This is a genomic window from Paraburkholderia sp. BCC1886 (assembly GCF_900996245.1).
Classification (GTDB): domain Bacteria; phylum Pseudomonadota; class Gammaproteobacteria; order Burkholderiales; family Burkholderiaceae; genus Paraburkholderia.
On the sequence record NZ_CAAJGK010000118.1, the window covers coordinates 47,951 to 71,820 of the forward strand.

Here is a 23,870-nt window from a genome sequence, read left to right on the forward strand (position 1 = left end):
TGCACCGGGCAGGTCGCCCTCGCTCGACTTCTGCGGAGCAACGAAACAGATCGCCTCTTCGAACATCATACGAAACTAAACGGGTGACCCTCGAGAATCTCTGGCTCAAATGCAAGGCCCACTGCGCGAGTGGTACTCGAATGGCTCCAACTCGGGATGCACCAAAATGGCGATGCTGAACCCTGCGGCATCTCGAAGACATGATGGCTGAGCGCGGCGTTTCGGTCGATCATTCGACTGTGCACCGCTGGACCATCAAGCTGTTGCCGGTGCTGGAGAAAGCGTTTCGCCACCGCAAGCGGCCGGTTGGTAAGAGCTGGCGGATGGACGACACGTACATTCGCGTCAAAGGGGAATGGTGCTATCTCTATCGGGCCGTCGACAGGGACGGCAACACCATTGACTTTCTGCTACGCGCCCATCGGGACAAGACTGCGGCCTGGCGTTACTTTGAGAAATCAATTGCCCAGAACGGTGTACCCGAGACGGTAACCATCGACAAAAGCGGCGCCAATCTCGCCGCGCTCGAAACAATCAATGCCGATCTCGACGCGCCCATCGAGATCCGCCAGTCCAAATATCTCAATAACCTGGTCGAGCAGGACCATCGGGCGATCAAGCGACGCACGCGGCCCATGCTGGGGTTCAAGACTTTTCGCTGTGCCCGGATCCTTCTGGCCGGCATTGAGAATATGCACATGATCGCGAAAGGACAGATGAAGTGTGCTCGCGGAACCCATCCGTCCGCCGCTGGTCAATTCTACGACCTCGCAATATAAGCGGTACTTCGCATTTGGATCTCATTCGCCCGTCAATCCTTACCGCGACAAAGCCGTTTTTTTTCCCGATCTGAGACGCAATGCGTTCAGCCCACGGATTTCTTTGATCGATTGTCAGTTCAACGCCCTCAGCTTTGCTTACTGCGATCGCGACCATTTCCAGTGTTCGACTGTTGGGCGGTATTGCGAGAAATGGGTTTCTGACGACATTCCATGTCTTCATGTACGTCAGAGCCGGAGGAATTTTAAGTTCGTACATCGCCAGCGACATCAACAGGAGTTGCTGTGGCTCGCTAAAGTTCTCGAAATTCGGCGGCTCGCCGCGCAACTGATGACAGATCGCAAGCGCCAGACCGGCTACTTCCGCTTGGCTTGGCCGATCCAGACGGCTGAAGGTCAGCTTCGCCGCAACTGCATTGTTTGCCGCTTTAACCTCGCGTCACGGCGCGCGTACCATCGCCAAGCCAGTACCAGTACCGCCGCGATAAAGAGGACTGTCAGCGGACGCATCTCATTTTCCTTGGTCAGTCACTCAGCCAGTTGTCGAGCTTGACACCCGGATAGCTGGTGAAGTCCTTCGTGTTGTTTGTGACAAGCACCACGTCGAGCGCAACTGCATGTGCGGCGATCAACTTGTCTAGGTGGTCCTTCTTGCGCTCCCGCGTAGCTCCACGAATCGGACCATAGGCTACAGCCGCCGCGACATCAAACGGAGCAACCGGAATGTCCTCAATCAACGCGGCGAGGTTCCGTCGCTCTTTCGCCCGGTTGTCAGAAACCACGACACCGTATTCAAGCTCGGCATATGTGATAGCGGACATCACCACGTCACCGACGAAGCACTCCGCGAAACGCTTTGCAACCTGCTCAGGCTGGTTCTTCATCAGGTAGATACACATATTGGTATCGAGCATGAAGCGCGGCATTAAAAGCCCTCACGTTCAGCTTGTTCCTGCTCGCCACGCCCCTCAGCCATGAAGTCGGGACCAAACTTGGCGAACTTCTTGAGCACGCCCGTCAGCGGTCGGCGGGCGGGGCGAATACGGATTTCGTCACCTACGCGCTCAATTTCCAGTTCAACATCGCTGCGTTCATAGGCAAGATCGGCGGGGATACGTACGGCCTGAGAGTTGCCATTCCTGAAAACCCGGGTGGTCTGCATGTCATCCTCTACTTTGTGTGTACAATGGATGTACTATAGCCCAGTTTTAGCGCAATGTAAATCCGAGTGTGTACATTAAGGCAATGCTCCCAACTGTAAGCGAGCCGGTTCAAGCCCTATTTGTCCGCCTATTTGTCTGGCTGGGGCCGCACCAGATGACCGTGTCAAATGACTCTCACAACACTTCGCAAAACATCTGCCGTAGCTTCTTATCGGACACGGCCAGATCGGGCCGAACGTGCTCCAGTTCCGCATGACCTAAAAGCTGCTGCACCGTTTCGATGTCGTGCCCTTGCGCAATGAGGCTGCCGGCAAACGAACCGCGTCCCGACCGGGATGATCCACCGCGTATCCCCGCGTCCCTTTGGAGCTTTGTGACGTGGGATGGCTGTCAGACGCCGAGTCGTCAACTTGCTCCCCAGCCTCGTTGGTGCGTCTCTTGGTGTTCATCACAAACTTGCGGCCCTTGCCAGCAAGGACCAAGCAACTTTGTCGGGCTAGTCCGCGATATCGCTCTGCGGTTAGCTCGGTTCCCATGTCGCGCGCAATGCGACGGTTCAGATAGCTCTCCAGAGCCGATACCGTTCTTTGATGCGTGAGATAGACGCATCGTTTCCCCCAGTTAGCAACAGTGTTTCGCACTGGTGGAATGCCTGCAAATGCATGGTTAGATCTCTGCGTAGCAGATTGGCAACTGATTCGCTGCCTTTAGACTGGCATATCCTTGGCATCAACAGGGGGTGCCCTCAATAAACGGATTTTTTGATGGCGTTCCGAACGTCGCTGTTCGACCCGAATCGGCCAGTCGAGCGTCGCTTCGCTTACGTCCGTTTTGCGATACCCAACTGACGCTTTGGCTATTCTTTCCTTGATATCACAAGATCCCCGAGTATTTGGACCGTCATTTTGATTTGGAGGTTAGTTCGTCGTTCAAACGTCGTGCTATTGTCGTAAATCAACCTTTTAGATATGTTTTCGACATGAAACTAGCGATACTCGTAGTTGATGGCGTGTTCGACACCGGCCTAACCGTGCTGTTGGACATCTTCTCGACGGCAAACGAGTTGGCGTCCGCCCAAGGGATCGCAGCTCCTTTGTTCAACGTCGAAGTCGTAGGAGTAGGACGTAGCGTCCGGACCGCTCTTGGCTTAACGGCAACAGTCGAGCCCGCAGACCAGGTTCGGAAACCGGACTGGGTGGTCGTGCCGGCGCTCAACGCCAAACAGCCGGAACGATTGATCGAGGCGTTGGCTCGCAAGGACGTTCTTGACGCAATCGCGCACCTTCGCACGTGGCACGCTAGCGGCATTAGCGTTGCTGGAGCCTGCATTGGAACCTTCATGCTCGCCGAAGCAGGTCTACTGAACGATCGGGAAGCGACGACATCCTGGCCCCTCGCTCCCTTGTTTCGTCAACGCTATCCCAGTGTCAAGTTGGACGACTCACGAATGATCGTCGCTGGCGATCGCCTGGTTACCGCCGGAGCGGCTATGGGCCATCTGGATCTCGCACTGTGGCTGGTTCGCCAGGCAAGCCCTGAGATGGCTGCGCTCGTCGCGAAATTGATGGTCATCGACAAACGACCGTCTCAGGCGAAATACATCGTTCCGAATTTTCTTGCTAACGCCGACCCACTGGTCGAGCGTTTTGAACGATGGGCGCGTGCGCATCTTGCGACTGGGTTCTCGCTTCAGGATGCGGCGCGTGCGCTGTCAGTTACGCCCCGTACCCTACAGCGCCGGACCGAGGCGGTACTCGGAAAGTCGCCGCTTGCGTTTTTTCAGGACATGCGTGTAGAGCGCGCACAGCACCTCGTCGCGTTAGGACAAGATCTGGAGACGATCGCAAGCGAGGTTGGTTATGCAGAATCCGCGACCTTGAGAAACCTGTTGCGGCGTCGTACCGGGCGCACCGTGCGAGAGTTGAAGGCCGACCTGCAGTGAATGGTCAGGCTGGCAATGGACATCGATTGTCGTAAACGGGCATATTAATGTCACAAACGACAATAGAACTAATAAGGCGTGCCGCTTAGGATTTGCCTGTCGACCCGACAACAAACCTCTGCGGAGAAATAGTTATGAAAATCTTGGCCATCGGAACGTTAAAGTCTCTCACTCAGGAGCAATCGGACAGAATTTTTCCGGCCGAAGTGCCTGCGACTCTCAAGCTTTATCTGGACGGAAAGATCGAACAGTTCTGGTTGCGTGACGAAATGAAGGGCGCGGTATTTTTGTTGAATGTCGAGTCAGTCGTGGAGGCTGAAGAGCTTCTCGGGGCGCTTCCGTTCACCAAAGAGAATTTGCATACGTTTGATCTGCTGCCGGTAGGGCCGCTGCTCCCGCTCGGCTTTCTCATCAAGTAAGTTACTGATTTTGGCGCCTCCGTTCAGCGAACCTTTTGCTGGACGGAGATATTGCCTGATCCACGTTCACAGCGCTTATAGTCCACGGTCCACAAATGACTGACGTTGGTTTGGGAGACCGTTATGCGCAAGCTAACGAACATTTGGGCGCAAGCCACGAAGGTCCGAAACTGGCCGACCCCAGAATCTCAGCTGGTGCGCCATCCGGCCGCTGGCGATTGCATGAAGCACGAGAGTTTCAGCATGCCGTTGGTGGGATGGGCTTTGCTTTTGATAAACTTTTGTCAAAGCCTAATGAAACCATCCCAAGCAAATCACAAAACTGAGAGCATCAGCAATGCCCATAAGCGTTATACGGAAGCATGCCGCCCGAGCGGCAATATTCCTTTCAGGATTGGTAACAGTGCATCCTGCATTCGCCGATAACAGTTCCTCATATGACGAGTGTTTGCTTGTCGGCCTGCGCGACGCCCGTAGTGAAGTTGCCTCGAACTACATTCAACGGTCATGCTACGCACTGTATAGAAACAGCGAGATGCTGCTGCCCCGTGAGCGGGCTTATCACGAATGCATTCTTCAAAATATGCCTGGAGCTAGAGAGCAATTCGCGATTACGAAGATCAATGCGGTATGCACGCGACGAGGGGGGCTTTGAGAGGGTTAGCCGACGGCGGAAGCGCGATCGCCAATTCGCACGGCTGGGCCCAACTCCGAATATTGTCGACGATGGAGGCTATCTCGCCGAGTGTCCCTTCTTGGCCGAACTCAGAAATCCTTCGCGATATGTTTACATTAAATGATTTACCTGATAACCCGCGTACGCAAGTTTGCGCGGAACCCCTCAATCGTAGACATCTGACAAGTCGACGGGTTCGTCAATATTTATTGCGGATAAACGACTGTCGCAAGACAGGACAAACTTGAGCGCGCCATCCCGAGGCGTGTGGAATAAATCCATCCGTCATTGATTCTGAGCGAACGCCCCGGGGTGCCACAGCAGGATTCTGAAGCCGCGATCCAGTGGGTCGAGAAAGCAATGAAGCTGAATATTCCCGATGCCTACGACCGGATGGGTGTGTATCACCTCAACAGGATGGTCAAGAGCGGTGACGCCACCAGTGCCTACGCTCTCTTCCAGCGAGCGGCAGATATAGGTAGCCCCGCTGCAATGGCGTTCCTTGGCGACAAACTGTCCGGAACATACGATGACCCCGAGGGTGAGTTCTGGGGCAATGTCCCTGTAGCCGTCAAGATGTTGGAGTGTACCTTTGCCCAGGGATATGGCCCCGCCGCATATGATCTGGAATTTATTTATAAAAGAGCCAAAACGGTCGAGGCAAAGACCCGCGCCCTCCAAGTTTTTCACGAAGGCGTGAAGCTCGGTTGCGAGAAGTGCGCAAGCAAGTTATCGATGGAATTCAACGGCATGTATCTCTCCGACGGTACCAACATAGTCGGCCATGTAGACAAGGCTCGTGTCCAACGATACAGCAAGATTGCCGATGTCCTGAAACTCTACGACGGACGCCTGAAACTGCCCAACCTCGACAAGGTGCTCCCGCTGCCGCCTGCGCCGTTGCCCAAGTGGGACGGCAACACACAAACCTTGATTAACGCTGCAAAGGCCGTCACACCTACGCCCAAAGCCCAGCAGGGCGCGGCGCTTCAAGGACGTGAATTCGTCTCGCCCGGGTACGCGGTGCCGCCGCTGGAACAAAGCACGATGGCGATCCTGGGTAACCAGATTGTGCCGCGTGACGGCTATTGGCTTGCTCTTTACGGTCCGGTATCTGCTGCAAAAAACCAGCTGACTCCCGCCCGGCGAAACACGCCTGAGGGCTATCAGGCTGGTGAGCGCTTCGACGCGCCGTCATTCGAATGGCTCACCGCCGACCACGTGCAATGGCACTACCTTGGGGAAGCCTATGTCTTGCCCCCGCAGCGGTACGATTTTCTGAAGCGGATGATCGATACCGGGTTTCTGCGCGAGGTCTCTCAGCAGACTTCGCCTGTCCGGTGCAATGGACAGCAGCGTTGCCCGCGGACCGGAATATGGGAAGGTCGTATAGCCGACGATCATCCGATGGCCACCCTGTACAACCAGTGGGACCGCCAGGCGCTCGTCGAGAAGGATCACGCGTTTCCGCAGCCCACGGCGCAGTTCGTCGACATCGCCGCTCACGACCTGCAATGGACATATCTGGGCAGCCCGAACGCAGAAACTGGCGTTTGGGGTCGTGCGTTTGATCGAATGACCGCCAGCGGGTTTCAGAAACGGCACTGCGTCATGAGCAGGGTATTTATCGTGGAGTGAACCGATGGTTCGTCAGGTTATTGTCGTAGGCGATACGCTTGCCCCGCACGGGGGCACTGTCACGACCGGTTCGAACGCCGACATCCTGGACGGCAAGCCGGTTGCCCGCAAGGGTGACATGGTTGAATGCAAGGAGGACGGAACGCAGACCATAGCAGAAGGTGACGGGAACAGCATGATTGGTGGATCCCCGACTGCCCTGCACGGGCATCGTGCGACGTGCGGGTGCACACTGATAAGCCGTCGTCCGACGCTTACCGTGCCCTGACTTCGTGCTCGACTTGCCGGCGGCAGAAGGTGCGTACGTAAGCGACCAATCCGGAGTAACCGCGCTCTTGCGTTGGAGAAGCGAATTGCGGGCAATTACGAACTACCGTTCGGGCTCGTCTCACGTCCAAGGAGCGCAGCCGGAATACAACCGACGCTCCCTCGCCGACTTGGCCGGCAAGTTATCGATACCCGACACTGGGACGGACAGCCGCAACGTCAGCAACGTGGCTGAGTGCAATCGGCGGCCCGGTCTGGCAACCGAATGACCGCTTCTCCATTAGCGAACTCGCCCTTCCGACGGCGCTGTCACGTTAAAATTATTCGCGGCGCAATAGCGGAAAGGACAAACGCTTGCTCAAAAGACGGACGGACCTTGGGTGGCCTCAGTGAAACGATGCCAGGCGGCAAAGCGTGTGGCGAGCTGTTTGCGATAGAGTGAGGCGCTTATCAAGTGTCGCTTGAGCGCGAAGTGTTGCCGGATCGGACCGAAGCTCGATAGGAAAGCCTGTGTGCGTTCAGGATCGCGGAAGCCGTATGCGTCGCTCGCGTTCGCGTGTCGGCCGATGACTGTTTTCCGCCCGGTTATTGACCCGCGCGCTGGATTTGACGAAGACGTGCTTGACGTGAGCAAGTTCGGGAATCTCGGCTTTCGCCGCGGGATAGCTGCGCAGCTGGTCGGTCACGATCTTGCGCGGTGTCGCAGCACACGAGGCAAGAACGCGCTTGAAAAACCGCTTCGCTGCAGCCTTGTCGCGGCGCTTCTGCAGCAGGATATCGAGTTCGGCACCATGCTGATCGACGGCGCGTCACAACAGGTATGGCTTGCCGCGCAACGTCACAAATACTTCGTCAAGGTGCCACGTGGTGCCGGGCCTGCGACGCGCCGACTTCACACGGTGTGCGAAGGCAGTACCGAACTTATCGCACCAGCGTCGGACCGTCTCGTAGCTGACGATAATCCCGCGCTCGCACAGCAGTTCTTCGATATCACGCAGGCTGAGCTGAAACCTGAAATACCAGCGTACCGCGCAACTGATGACCGCGGCCGGAAAGCAATGGCCGTGGTAAAGCGATTTTGCATTTTTCATCATTCGATCTTACTCGACCATCTACGCAACGTGACAGTGGCTCTCAAACGCCTTAAAGGTCAGGCGCATCGCCGACAAAGGCGGCCTGCAACAGATCCCTAATCGCCTTCCGCTCGAGCGGGCGCGGATTCCAGTAGGGATTGGCCATTGCCAGATCCGCTGCCTTATCCAGCATTACCTCTTCGAGGCCTAGGTCGCGCAAAGCTAGAGGAGCTCCCATTTGCGCCGCGAACCGATAGAGAGCCATGCCTGGATTACTGTCGCCGAAAAGCTCGCTGATTGGGACGAGAAGTTCCGGAACGGCTTGGCGGTTATAGGCGATGGCGTGGGGCAGAATAATCGCATGAGTTTCGGCATGCGGGAGGTTGAAGCTTCCGCCGAGCGTGTGACACAGCTTATGGTGCAGCGCCATACCCACCTGCCCGAGAACAGTTCCGCATAGCCAGGCACCGTATAGAGTTTCGCCTCTGGCCTCTATGTCATTCGGAGTGACCTTAACCTTCGGCAACGCATCGCGAAATGCGCGCAACCCTTCGATTGCAAGCAGCGTCGAAATCGGCGAGCTGTCACGTGCATAAAGCCCTTCAGCCGCGTGCGCCATTGCATTGAGCGCAGATGTAATAGTCATGCTGATTGGCAGCGTCGTTATTAGTTCTGCATCGTAAAGAATGACTTCGGGTTGAACTTTGGGGGAGCTAACTGTGGTTTTCAGGTCGTTCTTAGTTTGACCCAAAATTGCCGTCGCTTCGCTGCCTGCGTACGTGGTCGGGATAACGATCTGTGGCAAATCGGTTCTGAGAGCGATCGCCTTTGCAAGTCCCGTCGTAGAGCCGCCACCGACCGCAACCAGAACGTCACAGCCGATCTTTTTGGCATATGCCGTTGCCCGTTCGGATATATCGACGGGAGTATGCATGGAAGCCTCGGTAAAGGTGCCCACCGCGGCCGAACCGCAGAGCGCTGCGAATTCTTCTGCCATAGCCGCCTGAGGCGCCGTCGTCACGATCAGCGCTCTCGTGGCACCGAGGGACTCTATTTCTTCCCCCAACATTCGCCTTACGCCAGCCCCGAAGCGGACTCGAACTGCCGCGGTGTTTGCAATGAAACTGTCTTTAAATTGAGACATAGTTAGGGTTCCTATTGATAGATTGAATATTGATGTCGTCCGTTTTTTTCAATATGCTTCTACGCTATGAAGATAGATAGCGAACATTTGGAAATTCTTGCCGCCATTGTCGAGAACGGGGACTGACGGAAGGCGCTGAGGCGATGTGCAAGTCACAACCATCAGTCTCGCGCATCATGACACTTCTCGAACAGCGCATCGGCATGCCTTTGTTCGAACCGGGGCGTCGGCCGCTTCGTCCAACAGAGCTTGGAAGCAGCCTGGCGCGGCTTGGATCCCTTATCCAGGAGGCCAACCAGGAAGCCAGCCTTCTGGTGCGTCGTTTCAAGCAAGGACACGCCGGCCTTTTGCGCGTGGGCGGATCGCCCATCTTCATGAAGGGTGTCATTTCGATGGTGATCGCCGATTTCCAATCGCGCTTTCCCGACATTCATATCGACCAGTCATATGGGTATCTCGAAGCCTTGTCGGTCAGTCTTCGCAACGGTTGCCTCGATCTCGCGATTCTTCCGGTACATCAAGACCAGGTGCCCCCGGACATGACGTTTGTGCCAATTCTGCCCGGGCAGAACGTCATAGTCTGTCGTCCTGACCATCCGTTGACACTTTGCACCGATATCACACCTGCTGACATCGATGGATATAGCTGGATTGCACCGCCCTTGGAGAGTCCGCTATTCCGTGACCTTCAACGAGCCCTGAAGGCGATCGGCACGCAAAACTTTCGGACCAGCTTTTCCGGAGGAACACTCGCGTCTATACAGTCGGTTCTGACGGGATCGGACTTCCTTACGATCTTGCCGGCCTCGGTGGTCTTCCAGACACGACGCACAGTGCCACACAAGATCTTGCCGGTCCACATCGATCATCCGGACCGGAGTCTCGGCTTGCTGACCGTCACAGATCGGCAGGGAACCCCGGCGCTGGGCCAATTCACGGTTCTTGCCAAGAATGCGATTCAACGACTGCAGGAGCGCATGGAACAGGAGCAACGCACGGCTAAACCTTCGGTGTAAACTTCACTTCAACGCGACGTACGTCCGCGGATCGAGCATGGCGATGCGAACGGCGACGCCCAGACCGGTGACATTCGTGATCCTCTCGCGCAAGCGGCCCGCGACGGTCCTCAGACTAGCCTGCGTCCGCTCTCGACCCGGCAATAGCAAGACCTCAACGTTGATTGGCGGCTGATCAACGGGTGCCCCCACACCGATCAGCACGAGATGACATGCGGAGCGATCCACGGCAAGCATGTCGCAGAGAAGTTCGCGCAAGCTCGGCAATCCGTCGATGAGCTTGCCAGATGCAACATCCCAATGCGCAGTGTCTAGATAAATCTTTGTGTTCGGCATTTCAGTCTCTGGAGGGTGCGAGAACGAAATCGAACGGCGCGTGCCAACGGGTATCCGCGTCATCGCTGCGCAAGTACGGGGCGACAAGCGTTCTCTTGACGCCGAAGACCGCATCTGAGTTCAGGTATTGGTCTTCTCCGACGAAGGTATGTGTCACCAACTTCCGGAAGCGAGGCGCCGTGATGATGAAATGCATATGGGCAGGCCTGTAGGGATGGCGTCCAAGGCTCGCGAGCATTTGCCCGACCGGACCGTCATCCGGAATAGGATAGCTGACCGGCTTAATGCCCCGGAAGCGGTATTGCCCGTCTGAGCCGGTAAAGAAGCGGCCCCGGTTGTTCCACTTTGGCTGGATGCCAGGCTGCTGAACGTCGTAGAAGCCGTCTGCGTTATCGGACCAGACGTCGAGACAGGCGTCTTTGATGGGGTTCCCTCCAAGATCAAGAATACGCCCAGAAAACAGGCAGCTTTCTCCCTTGCCATCGAGACTGATGTTGTCGTCCATCTGCCGGATCGGCGCATTGGCCACATGGAAGGGACCCAGTACCGTGCTCTCCGTTGCACCTTCCGGTCTGCGATTGCCGATCGCATCAACCAGCATGGAAAGCCCGAGTACATCCGATAGCAGGATGAACTCCTGCCGCTCCTCCGTACAGATCTGCCCGGTTCTGGTCAGGAAGCCGACGGCATGTTCCCATTCCTCCTGTGTCAGGTTCACGTCCTTGGCAAACGAATGCAGGTGTTTGACGAGGCTTGCCATGATCTCCCGGACCCGTGGATTCGTCTGCACACCCATCCGTGCGTTCACCGCCTCTACGGATGCTGCTTCTGTGAAGTAGCTCACGAACTGTCTTCCTTTTTTTCGGCTCGCCCGCGCGAGTGCATTACGCACGGGCTGATGCAATTCACCTTATCGGTTGGCCCCGTCGTGTACTTCACGCAGGCGATGCCAACGCCGATCGAAATAGATCAGGGTGTCGGCTTCGGGTACGTCGTCGACCGGGGCCGCTTGCCCTTCCAGTAACTCGGCCGCAACGATGATTGCGCCATCGGTCGGCAGGGTGTTCACAATCTTGGCGCGGAACCATGTCCCCACAGTCGAGTATCGCGGTTCCCCGGACGGCAGACGTTCCCACTCGACATCGGGACCAAAACGGTTCGCACCGCTGGTCGCGCCCAGCTTGGCGAGATCGAGATTGCCGAAGCGCAGAAGATGGATCACGACCGACTCAGCGTCCAGCACTGCCTGCGAAGCGGAAGATTTCGATGACAGGGAGAAGGCCACGATCGGGGGCGCAGCGCTCACCGAGATCAGCGAACTGACCGTCAGGGCTACAGGGCGGTCGCCTGGATCAGCAGTGATGATCGCGACCCCTGATGGATGACAGCGAAACGCCTCCTTGAATGCATCACTCAATAGGTCGGGCGTTCTGCAGATTGATAGCAGATCAGACTGGTTCATGATTTGACTCCGACTGGAATATGGCGAGGGCTGCGTCGCCCCCCGCTCAGTTCATCGTTTCTCAACGAGGTCGTAATATTGCCAGGCACGGTCGCTCCACAGGCCACCGATTTCGCGCCCGGCTGAGGTGGCGACGGTCGGCGAATTGGTGATGTGGTTCAAGGCGACCATAATGTCGCGGAAGAAACGCTGGATCGTTCCGTCGCGCAGGCTTGCGCCGCCACCTGCCCGGTACGCGAAATGAGCGGCCTCATCCGCAGCTTCATGAACCTCAGACTTGGCAAGATGAATGAGGCTGAGCTGCCTTGTCGAAACACGGCTGCCGCTCTCGACGGTATTCTCGATGTCCCGCCAGGTTTCCATGGCCAGAGCGCGAGCCGCGCGCACGCGGGCCTCCGCCCTGCTGTAGTCGTACCAGAATTTTTCGCTGTCACCCAGCGCACCGGGACGGCCGGTGCGACTACGCGCGAGTTGTGCGATTTCGTCCAGAATACGACGCGACGCGCCTATGGCCCAGCCCGTGTGCCCCATGGCGGCGATGCCGATAACTCCGAGGCTGAAGAACTCCTTCTGACGCAACGGTTTGGCCGTCTGGATCGGAAAGACCATGTCGCTTTCGATGAACACGTCCTCGGCGGCATAATCGATGGAACCGGTCGCCTTCAACCCAAGGACGTCCCAGCCGGCGAGGCACGTGTGCTCGGCAATCGGTGCATGCGCGCACATGATGATCGGAGTTCCGTGCTCATCCTTGAGCGGTTTGCCCGTCCCATCGTCAACGAAAGCTGCGCTGTGGGAATAGGTCGCGTGGCTAAAGCCCGACCCATAACTCCACTTGCCGTTCAGCCGATAGCCGCCCTCCACTTTCCGAAGCATGCCAAGCGGAGCTCCCTGGCCGGAAAACCGGTTGTCCGTCCCCGGTCCGAACAGTCGCTGGATGGCGCTATCCGGCAGGAAGGCCGCGGACATGCCGCCAATCGCCGCATGAACCATGGACACCCAGCCAGCCGCCCCCGAATGCCAGGTAATTGCCTCGACCAACTCAATCAGCCGGGTGGGTGATAGCTGGGCGCCGCCAAGCGCCTCCGGGACGATCGCATGAGACATACGCAACGAGGCAAGCAACTCGAAACTCGCGGCAGTCAGTTCACCGGCGGCTTCATCCGCGTCGGCGTTTTTGTCGAGAATCGGGCCGATTTCTGCGATTTTTGCAAGCAAGCTGCGATGATCAATGGTTGTGCCCCAATAATTCCGCAGGATGGGCGTGGTGACGTTCATCTCTTTCTCCTCAAGGATAGGGTCAATCGGCGAGAAAGTCGCCGATTTTCATCAGGGTTTCGGGCCGTTCCTGGGCGACAAGATGGCCCGCCCCGGCAACCATCAGCAGACGGGCGTTTCGAAGTGCTTCGATCCAGAGCGGCGCCTGGCTTGCGGGCAGAAGACGGTCTTCCGTACCCCACACTACAAGCGTGGGATTGTGGATTCGCCTCAGGAACCGCCGCAGGTTCGGATGCATCATTCCAAACGCCGCACACAGGAGCCCGACCATGTTGTTCTCGCGGGCCCGCGCAGTGGCGAACTGTTCGGCTGCGTTAGCATCGGAACCGTCGGGGAAATATTTCATGGCGACTCCGACGTCGTGAGCAAGAAAGGATGGAAAGTCCGGCGGCGCAATCGACCTGAGATCGGTTGGCGGATGGGCGGGATCGCCCAATCCCGCGGGAGCGATCAGAACGACCTTGTCAAAACGCTCCCGTGCAATTGCCGCTAGTTCCGTCGCCATCCACCCGCCCATAGAAAATCCGATGAGGTGCGGCCTGGTATCGAAATCCAGCGCATCGAGCAGGTTTAAATAGTGAACGAGCATGTCGCTCATGTCCGCGACGTGCGGTGCGTCGCCTGAATGTCCCATACCGGGGTGGCTGGGGCAGTAGACTCGATACCTGTCCGAAAGGCCGCCAGCAAAGTCGAAGCCTTCTAGCGTCGACGCGCCGTGCAGGTACACGACCGGCTCTCCCTGACCGATAGCCCTGACCACTGTTTTCACCCCGTCGACATCAAATTCCAGCGTTTCGAATTTTGCTGTCGCCATATCTCCTCCTTGGATGTAACCCGAATCTATTTTTTGCTTTGTCTATCATCGTCGTCTTCCGAGCGAAGTAGTAATGCGACTTTACTGGCTCGGGTGGTCGGTCCTTTGACTTCAGTGGACATGCGATTTGACTGAGCGGGACATGGTTGCGGGACCATTGATGAAGGCAGGCGGCGGGGTGTGTTAGTGTGTATCTACACCGGCATTCCAGCCAACCGCCAATGTAGCGGCTGCTGATATGGAGACAGACATGCATCGCGACTGGTCCCCCACCATCACGCGCGCCTCAACCGAAACAATTCCGGCAGAAGACAGGCTCGCCTACTGGGACGAGTACAACGCTAGCGCTCTGGTTGGGTTGCGCACGTCATCACTTGCAGAGGCTGGACTTAACGCACGTCAGACGAATGTTGCCCTTCGCGATTTATATGTGGCGGAGATCGAGGGCAACGACCACGTCATCGAACGCAATCCAGCGCTCGTGCGCCAGTACCCGAAGGAATCTGTTTTCGCATGTCATCTCGCCAAAGGGACCGGGTACCTCGTCCAGAAGGGAGCTACTCTGACAGTTAATGCTGGCGATACCCTCATTTACGACACGCGTTTCCCCTTTACTTATGGCTTTGTTTCGGACATGCGGCAGTTGCTTGTAGAAATACCAGCCGCCAAGCTTACGGAGAACTGGGGATTCGACGGTACGTCGCTCCCGCTGAAAATTGAACCGTCGAATTCATTCGCAAGGGCGCTAAGCGTTGAGCTTCGCAGAGGCCTGGTGGGCTGCTTACGCGAGCCAGACGCCGACTCTGCGACGCGCGTACCTGCACTCACCCACACCGTCGCGAACAGTACGCTGCACGGTGAGGCGTCCCTGGATACCTCGATCTATCACGTTCTGTCCGCCAAGGAATACGTGGCGACCCATCTTCGAAGCGCCGATTTGACAACGTCTAAGATCGCCCAACACGTGGGTGTCTCAGTTCGCCATTTAAATCGCCTTTTCGCGCTCGAGGATACGTCGCTGGCCGAGTATGTCTGGGCTCAGCGTGCAGCCTACGCGTACAGGGACCTTCAGGTACTTGCCGACAATGTGACGATAGGTGAAATTGCCTTTAGCTGGGGATTCTCCAGTCATGCACATTTCACGCGCACGATCGTGTCTGAACACGGCTTAACGCCGTCGGAAATACGCGGGCTTAAGCGAAGCACCTGAGTGGTGATAGTTCGCCACAACTTCAGCAGATTTTTCGTCAGAAAAAGCGCCTGGTCAACCCGCCGTTACGGCAACCATCATGAGTAGGTCTCAGTCCGGGCGTTCACTAGCATTCGCCTCAGAATTCCTTTAAGCAATTCCAGTTCATCATCAGAATGAGCGTGCATTACGTCGTCTAGTGCCTCCACGAACATGCAGGGCGCCCTTTCTACGGCGTATTGCCCTCGCGGTCGGCATAAGTCGAACAGCATGGCGGTCCCGAAGATCGGCGTGTAGCGTGACCAATCCAGACGCTTCAAAGCGATCCACCAATCGCGACAACCCGCTTGCATCCAACCTGTGTTCACGCGCAAGTTGAGCGCAATGACTGTCGTCCCCTTTGACTATCGTCAGCAACACAACTGTCTGGCATGTCGTCAACCCAAGTTGGGGAACGGTGCGTCGCGAAATGGCGTCCGTACTTTGGGGGCTTAGCGCACAGCCTCATAGAACTATCCTGCGAACTGATGACGAATGTAAAACGTTCGGTCCCGCATTGAACATCCACCCGGAGTCGAACGGTTCTGTTGCAGTAAGACGGTCCGCTATGATGTGCGGAACGACACGAACGACTGAAAGCGCGATGAAGACGTTGAATCCGGCGGTGGCCCGAGTGCTCAAGCGCCTGCATTATCCGCTCGACGTGATCCTGACTTGCGTGCGCTGGTACGTTGCCTATCCTCTGAGCCTGCGGCATCTCGAAGACATGATGGCTGAGCGCGGCGTTTCGGTCGATCATTCGACTGTGCACCGCTGGACCATCAAGCTGTTGCCGGTGCTCGAGAAAGCGTTTCGCCACCGCAAGCGGCCGGTTGGTAAGAGCTGGCGGATGGACGACACGTACATTCGCGTCAAAGGGGAATGGTGCTATCTCTATCGGGCCGTCGACAGGGACGGCAACACCATTGACTTTCTGCTACGCGCCCATCGAGATCCGCCAGTCCAAATATCTCAATAACCTGATCGAGCAGGACCATCGGGCGATCAAGCGACGCAGGCGGCCCATGCTGGGGTTCAAGACTTTTCGCTGTGCCCGGATCCTTCTGGCCGGCATTGAGGTTATGCACATGATCGCGAAAGGACAGATGAAGTGTGCTCGCGGAACCCATCCGTCCGCCGCTGGTCAATTCTACGACCTCGCAATATAAGCGGTACTTCGCATTTGGATCTCATTCGCCCGTCAATCCTTACCGCGACAAAGCCGTGCTTTTTACCGATCGGGCTCATGCAAGTCTGAGCTGCTGGTTCACTTAAGTTTGAACTATCTGTTCTTGGTTCTTTAACTTTGAACTTCCCGGCTGCTTTTCCAAGGTCAGAAATAGCGCCGCCGCCCGTCATCGACCCGTTTCATCCTTCGGTGCGCTTTGAAGCAGCCGTTCAACGCCGAAAACCCCAGCCTTATCCAGCATCTCGACTAGCCCTTCCGGATAAATAGTCTCGGAGGCGCTAGATAGCTCTTCCCGACTCCACCACTGGTGACCAACCTTCACCTCTCTCTTCCGAAGTCTTTCCAACTATCACGCGAAATGATTTCCGTGTCGGTGCATACGATGGAATACTGCTCGACCGCGATCACGCGCTCGCCATCGGGCAACTGCAAGGGCACTTCGCACCGTCCAACCGGCTCGCTCAACTGCGCCTTGCGAATGCCCGTTTCTTCACGCAGCTTTCGTAATGCCGCGTCCCCAAAAGTTTCGTCGAGCTCCACACCGCCACCCGGCATTGCCCAGTAGGCCTTGCCATCGAGCGCGCCCGAGTTATGCACGAACCGGAATAACAACACGCGCCGCTTTGGCGTGGTGATCAAAAGGCTCGCCGAACGGCGCTCGCGCACCGGATTCACCGATTTTTGGTACAGCGACCGGATACCACCGCTCTCCTTCCGGCTCCGGGTAGAGCCCCACGCGGATGAAACCAAGGGACTCATAGTGGGCACAGAGTTTCGCGTTCTGGACGGCGAAGTCAAGTCGGATAAAGCGCCGGTTCAAGCCGGTCATCTTGCTGGCGCACCAATCAATCATGATGTTCCCGAGCCCGCGTCCGCTAAAACTTTTCCGCACGGAAAGCCCATGCACGTAGCCGGCAATCGGCTTTTGAGGCCCCCAGTGATCGTCGTCCAGGGCGAGGGAGAAGGTTGCGACCGCAGTGCCTTCGAACTCAACGAAACACACGTCTTTTCAGAGATATCGTTCTGCACCCACCTATTGGGAAATCCGTCGCCTTCCTTACCCCATGCATAGTCGACGTGCGCGACCGCTGTTGCGTGTGCGTCGTTCCGGATCTGCGTGAGCGTCGACACATCCGCCAAGCTCGCACTACGAAGGGAGATGTTCACGTTGCGTTCGCCTCAGTAGCTATAGGAGCGAGATGATTTGCAAAGCGCCCTTGCGGTGACCCAACTACCCTTTGAATTGTCGACGATCCTGCCACTGACACGGAACGACCGCTCGTGGCCGATCACGGTCCCATTCTATTTGCATAAAGTGTTCTCAAGCGATCGACTCGCGTCGGGCCGTGTTCGACCCGGAGGGGACAATGAGTGTGCTCTACAACGGACATTCAGGGGAAGTCGGTGCTCGTGCCGCGCCAAGGTGCGTCAGACACCTGAGGGAGCCTTTCCATCTCACGCGCAAGCGCTTCATTTTTTCTTGCAACCCACAGGGAGAGAAGTCCAAGAACTCCAAAGATGATCACCAAGGCTGCGAATTCTGCTGCAAGAACACCGATCGGGGATTTGGGGTGGATTGCCAATCCCACACCCAGCACAAATGGGAAAACGAACAATACCTTGCCAAGCCAGCGCATCCGCTTTCCTGTTGCTAGCAACTTCCGCACTGAAGCGCCGTTCTGCAACGCGAACTGCGCTGGACTCAACCCGCGCGCCTTTGCATTTCGCCAGCTAATGGCTCGAAGCACTCCAACAAATAAAATTCCCACCGCAAGAAATATGTTGTATAGGACGTGCATGGTTCGCGCTTAGATTTTTAGACGGCAATTGGACGAAACCGGAGTTCAAGATTGTCGGCGATTCGCGCCGGCCTGTCGAATGACCGGACCTGGCCGGCCAGCGTCCAATTGCCGACCGGCCTCCCGTCGTTAAACGTCGGCCTGCTCGGCCATCTCGAGCGCGTCGTCATCCTCGATGCCGAGATATCGAACGGTACTTTCCAGCTTCGTATGACCAAGCAGCAACTGAACAGCCCTCAGATTTTTCGTACGTCGGTAAATCAACGACGCTTTTGTGCGGCGCATCGTGTGCGTCCCGTAGGCCGTGTCGTCAAGCCCGATCGATTTGATCCACCGATGGACGATGCGCGCGTATTGACGTGTCGAAAGATGCGGCGAAGCATGGATGCGGCCCGGAAACAGAAAATCGGATGGACACAGGGCTGCCGTTTTGATCCAACTTTCCACGCTGTCGCGGGTCTGCTCGGTGATTTCAAATTGCACCGGTCGCTGAATTTTTTGCTGCATGACTGTAGCCCGTGGCGCCACCCGGTTGCCTAAGCAGACATCACGCACGCGCAACTTGGTCAGATCGCATGCCCGCAACTTGCTGTCGATTGCGAGATTGAACATCGCAAGATCACGGGTCTTCGCTCCCAGTTGCAGTCGAATCCGAATGGTCCAAATTTCCTTTAGCTTCAGCGGCGCCTTCTGCCCAGTGAGCTTGTCCTTATTCCACGGGACGCGCGTCGGGGCGTTGCTGGCATTTGCTTCCATGACGACTCTCCTTTCAGGTGAAGGGAGAGTCAGTGTGCGCCGACTGTCCTGAGGTGAGACCCGACCCTGAGCGCACTTCCAACTTTCTCAAAACTGGTCGTTCGTGGCGTCAATCTGCCTTTCAGCCGTCGAACTCTTCCCATTGGTGAGTACTATCGTTTCGCCGCATGCTTTGCCGCTTTGGGTAGTCTTTGCCAACAGTTCGAAGCGCCCTGTGTATCTCTGACGCTTCAACAAAATACACTTTTTCCAACCTGATTTTATCCGACGCGATGAAGATGCCTGCGAGAGCACCGTCCTCGTACGTTACTGGCATGAATATGAAGCTGTGGACGAACTGATTGCACAGAAACATCAGATCTCGCTGTTCCGAGGTGCTGGCGTCCAGATCGAAGTGCTCGTCTAGGCGATGCCAATTCAGGTAGTCAGTCGTACCTGTACCTGGATGCCGAAGCATGCTGTATGTTTGACGGCGCGTTTCCGGTGATACCTTGAAAGTGTCAAGTAGCTTTCTAATGGCATAGAAACCAATGAATAGCTCACGTTCGATACGTACCATATCGCGTTCGGCGCTTTCCTCTTTGAATCGCCAGCGCTCCAGCCATGCTGCGGTTCGAAGTAGCGGCTCTTTCCAGTAGCGCGATTCAGATATCATCCAGATGCTCACTCTCGGATATCGGCCGTTACAGATGTTGTGTCAAGACTCATCTTTTCCCTCGTCATCTTGCCACGACGAGCATGTAAGGCACCGCTTATATTCTTCAGCGATGACGCTCCCCGGACAGTCCGCTTTGGTACAGTTCTTACGAACTACGCTATGTGTCTGATCACATACGGGGCAGTACAAGTTGGTTGAACCAGGGGCTTTCGGCCTCAAAACGGCTAGCTTATGGTCAAAACCGCCGTCGGTATTGGCGTCGTAAAGACATTCGGGGCAGAGGTACAGGCGCTGCCTCGTGTCGATCCCTAGGTAGGCCTCGACCTTTGCTGGTGGTAGCAACTTGACAACGATTGACGCTTCCCAACAAGTCGTGTTCGTTGCGAACTCGTCCGCCCCAAACTGAGAACTTGGTGCACGACGCAGAAATTCTCGGCGAATCGAAAACCAGCTCTCGTTGGGAAACAGAGCTTTGTGCATGTACAGCGCACTGTCAATCACTTCTGCAACGGGCACGGAAACGTTCTTGCCGGCTGAGTGTATAACTACATTTCGGACCGCCCGTAGATTGTGAAATTTTTCGACGAAGTTTGCGTCGAATGCCTCATCCGCAAATGTGTCGTGCACGCGGATGAGGTCTTGAGCATCGATGGTTCTGAATAGTTCGAAATCAACCGCTCTACCGTCGTATGGCGAGGGCCACCGGGATGGAAAATCTGATATCAAGAGGTATGGAGAAACCTCAACGATCCGTCCTTTGATGATTAGCTCTACGGCCTGTTGCACAATCGTCAGTGCCGTCGTCAGAGTGCGCTTCGCGGCCACCCAGTACGCGTCCAATATTTCTGCCTCGTCGTAGCCGTAATAGTCTGCCTGGTCGAATTCTATAAGGAGATTCGCGGTAGTGTCCCAAGCAAAATTCAAGAGTTCTTTCCCCGACGTGTAGTAATCGGCTGAAGTCGGTACATTCGTAATCATCTCTCTTTCACCTACCAATAGTCTCGTCGTTGTCGAGCTTGGCTCAATTCCAACAATATGTCGCGTCAGACCCGTTGATTGTTAACGATTCAGACGGCGACGTCGAGTGACTGTTTATGGCCGACTGCTGCCCGACGCGGTCGGCCGAAGCCAACCCGAAGCCAACCCGAAGCTAACCTTCGAGCTTGCCGAAAGGAGTCATTCAACTCACTTAAAATCGCTCTGTGCCTTATCGCTTCGGGCCAGGTTCCGGGTTGTCGACATAACCGTCCTTAACAGGGGCTTTGCGCTGCCACCGCGATTCGTTCCAGCGTATCGCCAAGGTGTTGCGCGAAAGCGCGCGCTCGTGCGCTCATATCGCCACGCGATGGATAAACGAGGTAGAGAGCCTGCTGCGTTTCGTCCTGCAAGGGTGGGTGAATCTCGACCAGAGTGCCGGCGGCAAGCGCCTCCACGCACAGATGCGCGGGCAGGGTCACCGCACCCTTACCGCGCATCGCCATTTGCTTTAACAAACCAAAGCTGTTTGCCACGACCCTCGCCTGCGGCGCGCCCGCGGCACGATCGGCGCGGGGGGAAAAAGCGAGCAAGTCGATCTGTGCGAATGAGTCGGGCACTGACATCGCGCGGTCAGCGCGATCACCAATGCCGCGTCTTGCGAGCCATGCCGGGCTGGCGAACGCGGCCATGCGGAAACTGGCGATGCGCCGGGCTACTGCGTCGTTGCCGCCCGGCTTGCCTCCGCGTATTGCGAGATCGAACTTATCACCGACGAAATCCACTACGTCGTTAGTGGCGTACACCTCGACACGCACTCGCGGGTGGCTGTCGAGGAATGAGGCGATGGCATCGGCTAGCACGGTGTCAGGGAAGTCGAGCGGCACAGTCAGGCGGATCGTGCCAGACAGCGTCTCGCCTCGGGTGAGGCCACGTTGCTCAGCGGCGCGCAATGTCGCAATGGCACTCGCAACGCTGGCGTGCCATGCCTCACCTTCTTCTGTAAGTGCAATCCGGCGGGTCGAGCGCCGCAGCAGTCGCACTCCGAGTCGCGCCTCCAATGCTGCAACGCGGGCACTGACGGTCGAGCGCGGCACACCTAGCTCGCGTGCGGCGCCGGCGAACGAGCCGCAATCTACTACAGCTACGAAAGCCAGCGAGCCATTGATATCCATTGTCCATCCTGTTGGCGGGAGCCGACATTCTAGCGGTCTTTTCGAAGGCTCCGCGAAGGCGCAGACTGGCGCTTCTTAATCACACGTCAGGACTTCAATGAAATCCGCCATCTTCACGCCCTCGGTCGTATTATCCTTCGCCAACATACAGACCCGGGTTATCGCCGGTACGGGCGACACAGACACGAGCGGTGTCGATGCTCCATACACTGTGATGGAAATGCGAATCGGAACACACGGCGGCGCACCTGCGCATCGGTCACTGGACGAGGACAAGACCTTCGTGATGCTGGAAGGCTCGCTCGAGTTCCAGATCGGCGAGTCCGTTCAGAACGTCTCCCCAGGAACGGTCGTTACGGTCGCGCGCGGCGACGTGCATGGCTTCAACAATCAGGCGGTCGGCGACGCGCGCCTGCTGCTGATATCCGCGCCGGCAGGTCACGACGTATTCTTTCGCGCGATGGCTGCGCTTCCGACGCCCCACGATATCGAGGCTGTGCAGCGCATCTGCGAACAAAATCGGCAGGTGATCGTTGGTATATGAGCACGGATAGCCGACTAAGGGTATGCGTGTCGTCGATTTAAACGACAACGTTGAAGGTCCGCTCGTGGCCGCGTCGAGGCAATGGGGCCTGCGATCTGCTCGACGAAGACCGGTCAATGAGCGCGAGCGGGCGGGGCTTTGGATACCCGAGTTGGATGGCGGCCTCGACCAGCCGTCCCTGGCCGAAGTCAGGCGTTGCAAGAACGCGCTAGATTTTCTTCGAGAGCCGCTGACCATCACGCATGAAACCTTCTCTCTCATAGAATCGATGCGCCTCGATTCGAACATCGCCGCTGGTCACCTCGGCCTTGACGCAGCCGACACTAACAAACCAGCGATCAGCAGCTTGAATCAACATCTGGCCTATACCGCGGCCGCGATGTTTTTCGTCAACGACGAAACTAGTGATGCGTCCAAGCGACCCAAGCATATGAAACAGCGGAAGCGCGTGTAGGCTCACGCAGCCAACTGCAATATCGTCTTCGCAAGCTACAAGCACGGCATCTGAAGCGCTTTCGACAGAGCTGGATAGATTTTCACGAATTCTTTCGAGTGATATGTCATACCCTAGCTGATGCATTAGCACAGCAATCGCGACACTGTCATTCGGCCCCGCCGCTCGAATTATCACCGTCACATTGCCCTTGCGCTGGTTGGATTGAAGACGCATATTGTCGTCGATTTGGTCTGTTGGGTTGAATGTCTCCTGATGGGCTGGTTGCGGGCAGCAGGCAATTACTCATGGCGTTGTTCGGGACATGCTGGGGCGAGCGGAGAATCCCTGCCACCAGCGGGTCAATTTTTCATACCCTTCCATTAACGAAACGGCTTCAGGTGCCTGCATGAAGCAGGCGAACATTGGCGCGGCGTACAGATCAGCAAGTGTCACATCACCGCCGCTCAGAAACTCACGGTCGCCGGACAGCGCGGTCAGTTCAGATAAACATACAGCGGCACGTGGTAGCGCGACGGCGATCTTATGTTCATCGGCTATCCGGCCTTCGCGAGCTGAAACCACGCGTTCCACGTATATGTCCCAAACGAGTGTTTGGTATGCATAGGCGTCCAGTATCCCAACGATCTGGCTTACCTTCGCGCGGGCCCTCGGATCTGCGGGTCGCAGCTTGCATCCGGGAAATGCATCATCGATGTAGCCGACGATCGCGCCTGTCTCGTAAAGATGGAAATCGCCATGTTCGAAGGCCGGAATGCGGCCGAACGGGTGACGCTTCAGATGCTCCTGCGGAACACCCGTCTCTGCGAAGACATCGACTTCGACCAAGTCATATTTGACCTGTTTCTCTTCCAGCGCAAGCCGGACGATCCGCACATAGACACTCCATGCGGCTCCGTATAGTTTCACCACTTCGGTTGTCGGCATAGCTTCGCTCCAGTTGCGCACGAGGCGCGGATACGACAGTTTTTTTAATGAAGCCTGCGATCTTCAGTTCGGACCTGCCAATCGGTGTTCGCACGCAGCAGGTTTGTCGACGATCTTTGTGCAGAGGGCGAGTGTCTCTTCTGGCCGATCAGTGCCGA

27 protein-coding genes and 4 pseudogenes are annotated in these 23,870 nt (G+C 56.6%); 12 read left to right on the top strand and 19 right to left on the bottom strand.

Annotated features, from left to right (window positions below; genetic code table 11):
* Positions 1-179: 179 nt before the first annotated feature.
* Positions 180-779 (top strand): annotated as a pseudogene (locus tag FQ746_RS32185) (IS6 family transposase); the annotation flags it as partial.
* Positions 780-1,303: 524 nt separating this feature from the next.
* Here FQ746_RS32185 and FQ746_RS32190 read toward each other — a convergent pair.
* Complete coding sequence (locus tag FQ746_RS32190; RefSeq protein WP_144113848.1) at positions 1,304-1,705, bottom strand: type II toxin-antitoxin system VapC family toxin; 402 nt, start codon at positions 1,703-1,705, stop codon at positions 1,304-1,306.
* Positions 1,705-1,941 (bottom strand): type II toxin-antitoxin system VapB family antitoxin, encoded by a 237-nt coding sequence (vapB, locus tag FQ746_RS32195; protein ID WP_144113849.1) that lies wholly within the window; start codon positions 1,939-1,941, stop codon positions 1,705-1,707. The genes FQ746_RS32190 and vapB overlap by 1 nt, the downstream gene beginning before the upstream one ends.
* A 980-nt stretch (positions 1,942-2,921) precedes the next feature.
* On the opposite strand from vapB, the gene FQ746_RS32205 reads away from it, so the two are divergent.
* The 6 genes from FQ746_RS32205 (at position 2,922) to FQ746_RS32230 (ending at position 6,885) form a co-directional block, all read left to right on the top strand.
* Positions 2,922-3,884 carry a GlxA family transcriptional regulator gene (locus FQ746_RS32205; protein ID WP_144113850.1) on the top strand — a complete coding sequence of 321 codons (963 nt, stop codon included), beginning with the start codon at positions 2,922-2,924 and terminating at the stop codon, positions 3,882-3,884.
* A 134-nt stretch (positions 3,885-4,018) separates the two neighbouring features.
* The gene (locus FQ746_RS32210) at positions 4,019-4,303 is read left to right on the top strand and encodes a hypothetical protein (protein ID WP_144113851.1); all 285 of its coding nucleotides are present in this window, start codon (positions 4,019-4,021) and stop codon (positions 4,301-4,303) included.
* Positions 4,304-4,398: 95 nt separating this feature from the next.
* On the top strand, positions 4,399-4,629 hold the full coding sequence (locus FQ746_RS32215; RefSeq protein ID WP_144113852.1) for a hypothetical protein: 231 nt from the start codon (positions 4,399-4,401) through the stop codon (positions 4,627-4,629).
* 11 nt (positions 4,630-4,640) lie between these two features.
* Positions 4,641-4,958, top strand: a complete 318-nt coding sequence (locus FQ746_RS35540) for a VF_A0006 family four-cysteine protein (RefSeq protein WP_144113853.1) — start codon at positions 4,641-4,643, stop codon at positions 4,956-4,958.
* A 381-nt stretch (positions 4,959-5,339) separates the two neighbouring features.
* Positions 5,340-6,617, top strand: a complete 1,278-nt coding sequence (locus FQ746_RS32225; RefSeq protein ID WP_144113854.1) for a DUF6396 domain-containing protein — start codon at positions 5,340-5,342, stop codon at positions 6,615-6,617.
* A gap of 4 nt (positions 6,618-6,621) precedes the next feature.
* Entirely contained in the window at positions 6,622-6,885 is a 264-nt protein-coding gene (locus FQ746_RS32230) for a PAAR domain-containing protein (protein WP_144113855.1), read from the top strand.
* 357 nt (positions 6,886-7,242) lie between these two features.
* On the opposite strand, the pseudogene FQ746_RS32235 reads toward FQ746_RS32230, so the two are convergent.
* Together FQ746_RS32235 and FQ746_RS32240 are read right to left on the bottom strand one after the other, a co-directional pair.
* Positions 7,243-7,975 (bottom strand): annotated as a pseudogene (locus tag FQ746_RS32235) (IS6 family transposase).
* A gap of 52 nt (positions 7,976-8,027) precedes the next feature.
* Positions 8,028-9,101, bottom strand: coding sequence for a maleylacetate reductase (locus tag FQ746_RS32240; protein WP_144113856.1), 1,074 nt, complete (start codon positions 9,099-9,101; stop codon positions 8,028-8,030).
* A 119-nt stretch (positions 9,102-9,220) separates the two neighbouring features.
* Here FQ746_RS32240 and FQ746_RS35650 point away from each other — a divergent pair.
* Positions 9,221-9,343 (top strand): annotated as a pseudogene (locus FQ746_RS35650) (LysR family transcriptional regulator); the annotation flags it as partial.
* A 72-nt stretch (positions 9,344-9,415) separates the two neighbouring features.
* Positions 9,416-10,117: a substrate-binding domain-containing protein gene (locus FQ746_RS32245; RefSeq protein ID WP_409932459.1), complete on the top strand. Its 702-nt coding sequence runs from the start codon at positions 9,416-9,418 to the stop codon at positions 10,115-10,117.
* Between the two features lie 3 nt (positions 10,118-10,120).
* On the opposite strand, the gene FQ746_RS32250 is transcribed toward FQ746_RS32245, so the two are convergent.
* The 5 genes from FQ746_RS32250 to FQ746_RS32270 form a co-directional block, all read right to left on the bottom strand.
* Positions 10,121-10,453 carry a hypothetical protein gene (locus tag FQ746_RS32250; RefSeq protein ID WP_144113857.1) on the bottom strand — a complete coding sequence of 111 codons (333 nt, stop codon included), beginning with the start codon at positions 10,451-10,453 and terminating at the stop codon, positions 10,121-10,123.
* Position 10,454: 1 nt separating this feature from the next.
* On the bottom strand, positions 10,455-11,297 hold the full coding sequence (locus tag FQ746_RS32255; protein ID WP_260854241.1) for a dioxygenase: 843 nt from the start codon (positions 11,295-11,297) through the stop codon (positions 10,455-10,457).
* 66 nt (positions 11,298-11,363) lie between these two features.
* Complete coding sequence (locus tag FQ746_RS32260) at positions 11,364-11,915, bottom strand: flavin reductase family protein (RefSeq protein WP_144113858.1); 552 nt, start codon at positions 11,913-11,915, stop codon at positions 11,364-11,366.
* Positions 11,916-11,966: 51 nt separating this feature from the next.
* A complete protein-coding gene (locus FQ746_RS32265) occupies positions 11,967-13,193 on the bottom strand; it encodes an acyl-CoA dehydrogenase family protein (RefSeq protein WP_144113859.1) in 1,227 nt (408 codons plus the stop codon).
* Positions 13,194-13,215: 22 nt separating this feature from the next.
* Complete coding sequence (locus FQ746_RS32270; protein WP_144113860.1) at positions 13,216-14,007, bottom strand: alpha/beta fold hydrolase; 792 nt, start codon at positions 14,005-14,007, stop codon at positions 13,216-13,218.
* Between the two features lie 250 nt (positions 14,008-14,257).
* On the opposite strand from FQ746_RS32270, the gene FQ746_RS32275 reads away from it, so the two are divergent.
* The gene (locus FQ746_RS32275; protein WP_186310887.1) at positions 14,258-15,217 is read left to right on the top strand and encodes a helix-turn-helix domain-containing protein; all 960 of its coding nucleotides are present in this window, start codon (positions 14,258-14,260) and stop codon (positions 15,215-15,217) included.
* Positions 15,218-15,367: 150 nt separating this feature from the next.
* Here FQ746_RS32275 and FQ746_RS35655 read toward each other — a convergent pair whose 3' ends face one another.
* Positions 15,368-15,637 carry a MarR family transcriptional regulator gene (locus tag FQ746_RS35655; protein WP_409932455.1) on the bottom strand — a complete coding sequence of 90 codons (270 nt, stop codon included), beginning with the start codon at positions 15,635-15,637 and terminating at the stop codon, positions 15,368-15,370.
* 202 nt (positions 15,638-15,839) lie between these two features.
* Here FQ746_RS35655 and FQ746_RS32285 point away from each other — a divergent pair.
* A pseudogene (locus tag FQ746_RS32285) lies at positions 15,840-16,404 on the top strand (IS6 family transposase).
* A gap of 338 nt (positions 16,405-16,742) precedes the next feature.
* Here FQ746_RS32285 and FQ746_RS35405 read toward each other — a convergent pair.
* The 7 genes from FQ746_RS35405 to FQ746_RS32320 all read right to left on the bottom strand — a co-directional run bounded on the left by FQ746_RS35405 (position 16,743) and on the right by FQ746_RS32320 (position 21,787).
* Positions 16,743-17,099 (bottom strand): NUDIX domain-containing protein, encoded by a 357-nt coding sequence (locus tag FQ746_RS35405; protein WP_260854242.1) that lies wholly within the window; start codon positions 17,097-17,099, stop codon positions 16,743-16,745.
* Entirely contained in the window at positions 17,014-17,427 is a 414-nt protein-coding gene (locus FQ746_RS35410; RefSeq protein ID WP_260854243.1) for a GNAT family N-acetyltransferase, read from the bottom strand. The genes FQ746_RS35405 and FQ746_RS35410 overlap by 86 nt, the downstream gene beginning before the upstream one ends.
* Before the next feature lie 388 nt (positions 17,428-17,815).
* Positions 17,816-18,223: a hypothetical protein gene (locus FQ746_RS32300; protein ID WP_144113862.1), complete on the bottom strand. Its 408-nt coding sequence runs from the start codon at positions 18,221-18,223 to the stop codon at positions 17,816-17,818.
* 129 nt (positions 18,224-18,352) lie between these two features.
* Positions 18,353-18,979, bottom strand: a complete 627-nt coding sequence (locus FQ746_RS32305; protein ID WP_144113863.1) for a tyrosine-type recombinase/integrase — start codon at positions 18,977-18,979, stop codon at positions 18,353-18,355.
* Positions 18,980-19,100: 121 nt separating this feature from the next.
* A complete protein-coding gene (locus FQ746_RS32310) occupies positions 19,101-19,646 on the bottom strand; it encodes a hypothetical protein (RefSeq protein ID WP_144113864.1) in 546 nt (181 codons plus the stop codon).
* Between the two features lie 30 nt (positions 19,647-19,676).
* A complete protein-coding gene (locus FQ746_RS32315) occupies positions 19,677-20,615 on the bottom strand; it encodes a hypothetical protein (protein WP_144113865.1) in 939 nt (312 codons plus the stop codon).
* Positions 20,616-20,887: 272 nt separating this feature from the next.
* Positions 20,888-21,787 carry a LysR family transcriptional regulator gene (locus FQ746_RS32320; protein WP_144113866.1) on the bottom strand — a complete coding sequence of 300 codons (900 nt, stop codon included), beginning with the start codon at positions 21,785-21,787 and terminating at the stop codon, positions 20,888-20,890.
* Positions 21,788-21,884: 97 nt separating this feature from the next.
* On the opposite strand from FQ746_RS32320, the gene FQ746_RS32325 reads away from it, so the two are divergent.
* A complete protein-coding gene (locus tag FQ746_RS32325) occupies positions 21,885-22,331 on the top strand; it encodes a cupin domain-containing protein (protein ID WP_144113867.1) in 447 nt (148 codons plus the stop codon).
* Positions 22,332-22,539: 208 nt separating this feature from the next.
* Here the strand turns inward: FQ746_RS32325 and FQ746_RS32330 are convergent, their stop codons facing one another.
* Both FQ746_RS32330 and FQ746_RS32335 read right to left on the bottom strand, forming a co-directional pair.
* Complete coding sequence (locus tag FQ746_RS32330; protein ID WP_144113868.1) at positions 22,540-23,001, bottom strand: GNAT family N-acetyltransferase; 462 nt, start codon at positions 22,999-23,001, stop codon at positions 22,540-22,542.
* 69 nt (positions 23,002-23,070) lie between these two features.
* Positions 23,071-23,712, bottom strand: coding sequence for a glutathione S-transferase family protein (locus FQ746_RS32335; protein ID WP_144113869.1), 642 nt, complete (start codon positions 23,710-23,712; stop codon positions 23,071-23,073).
* Positions 23,713-23,870 lie beyond the last annotated feature (158 nt).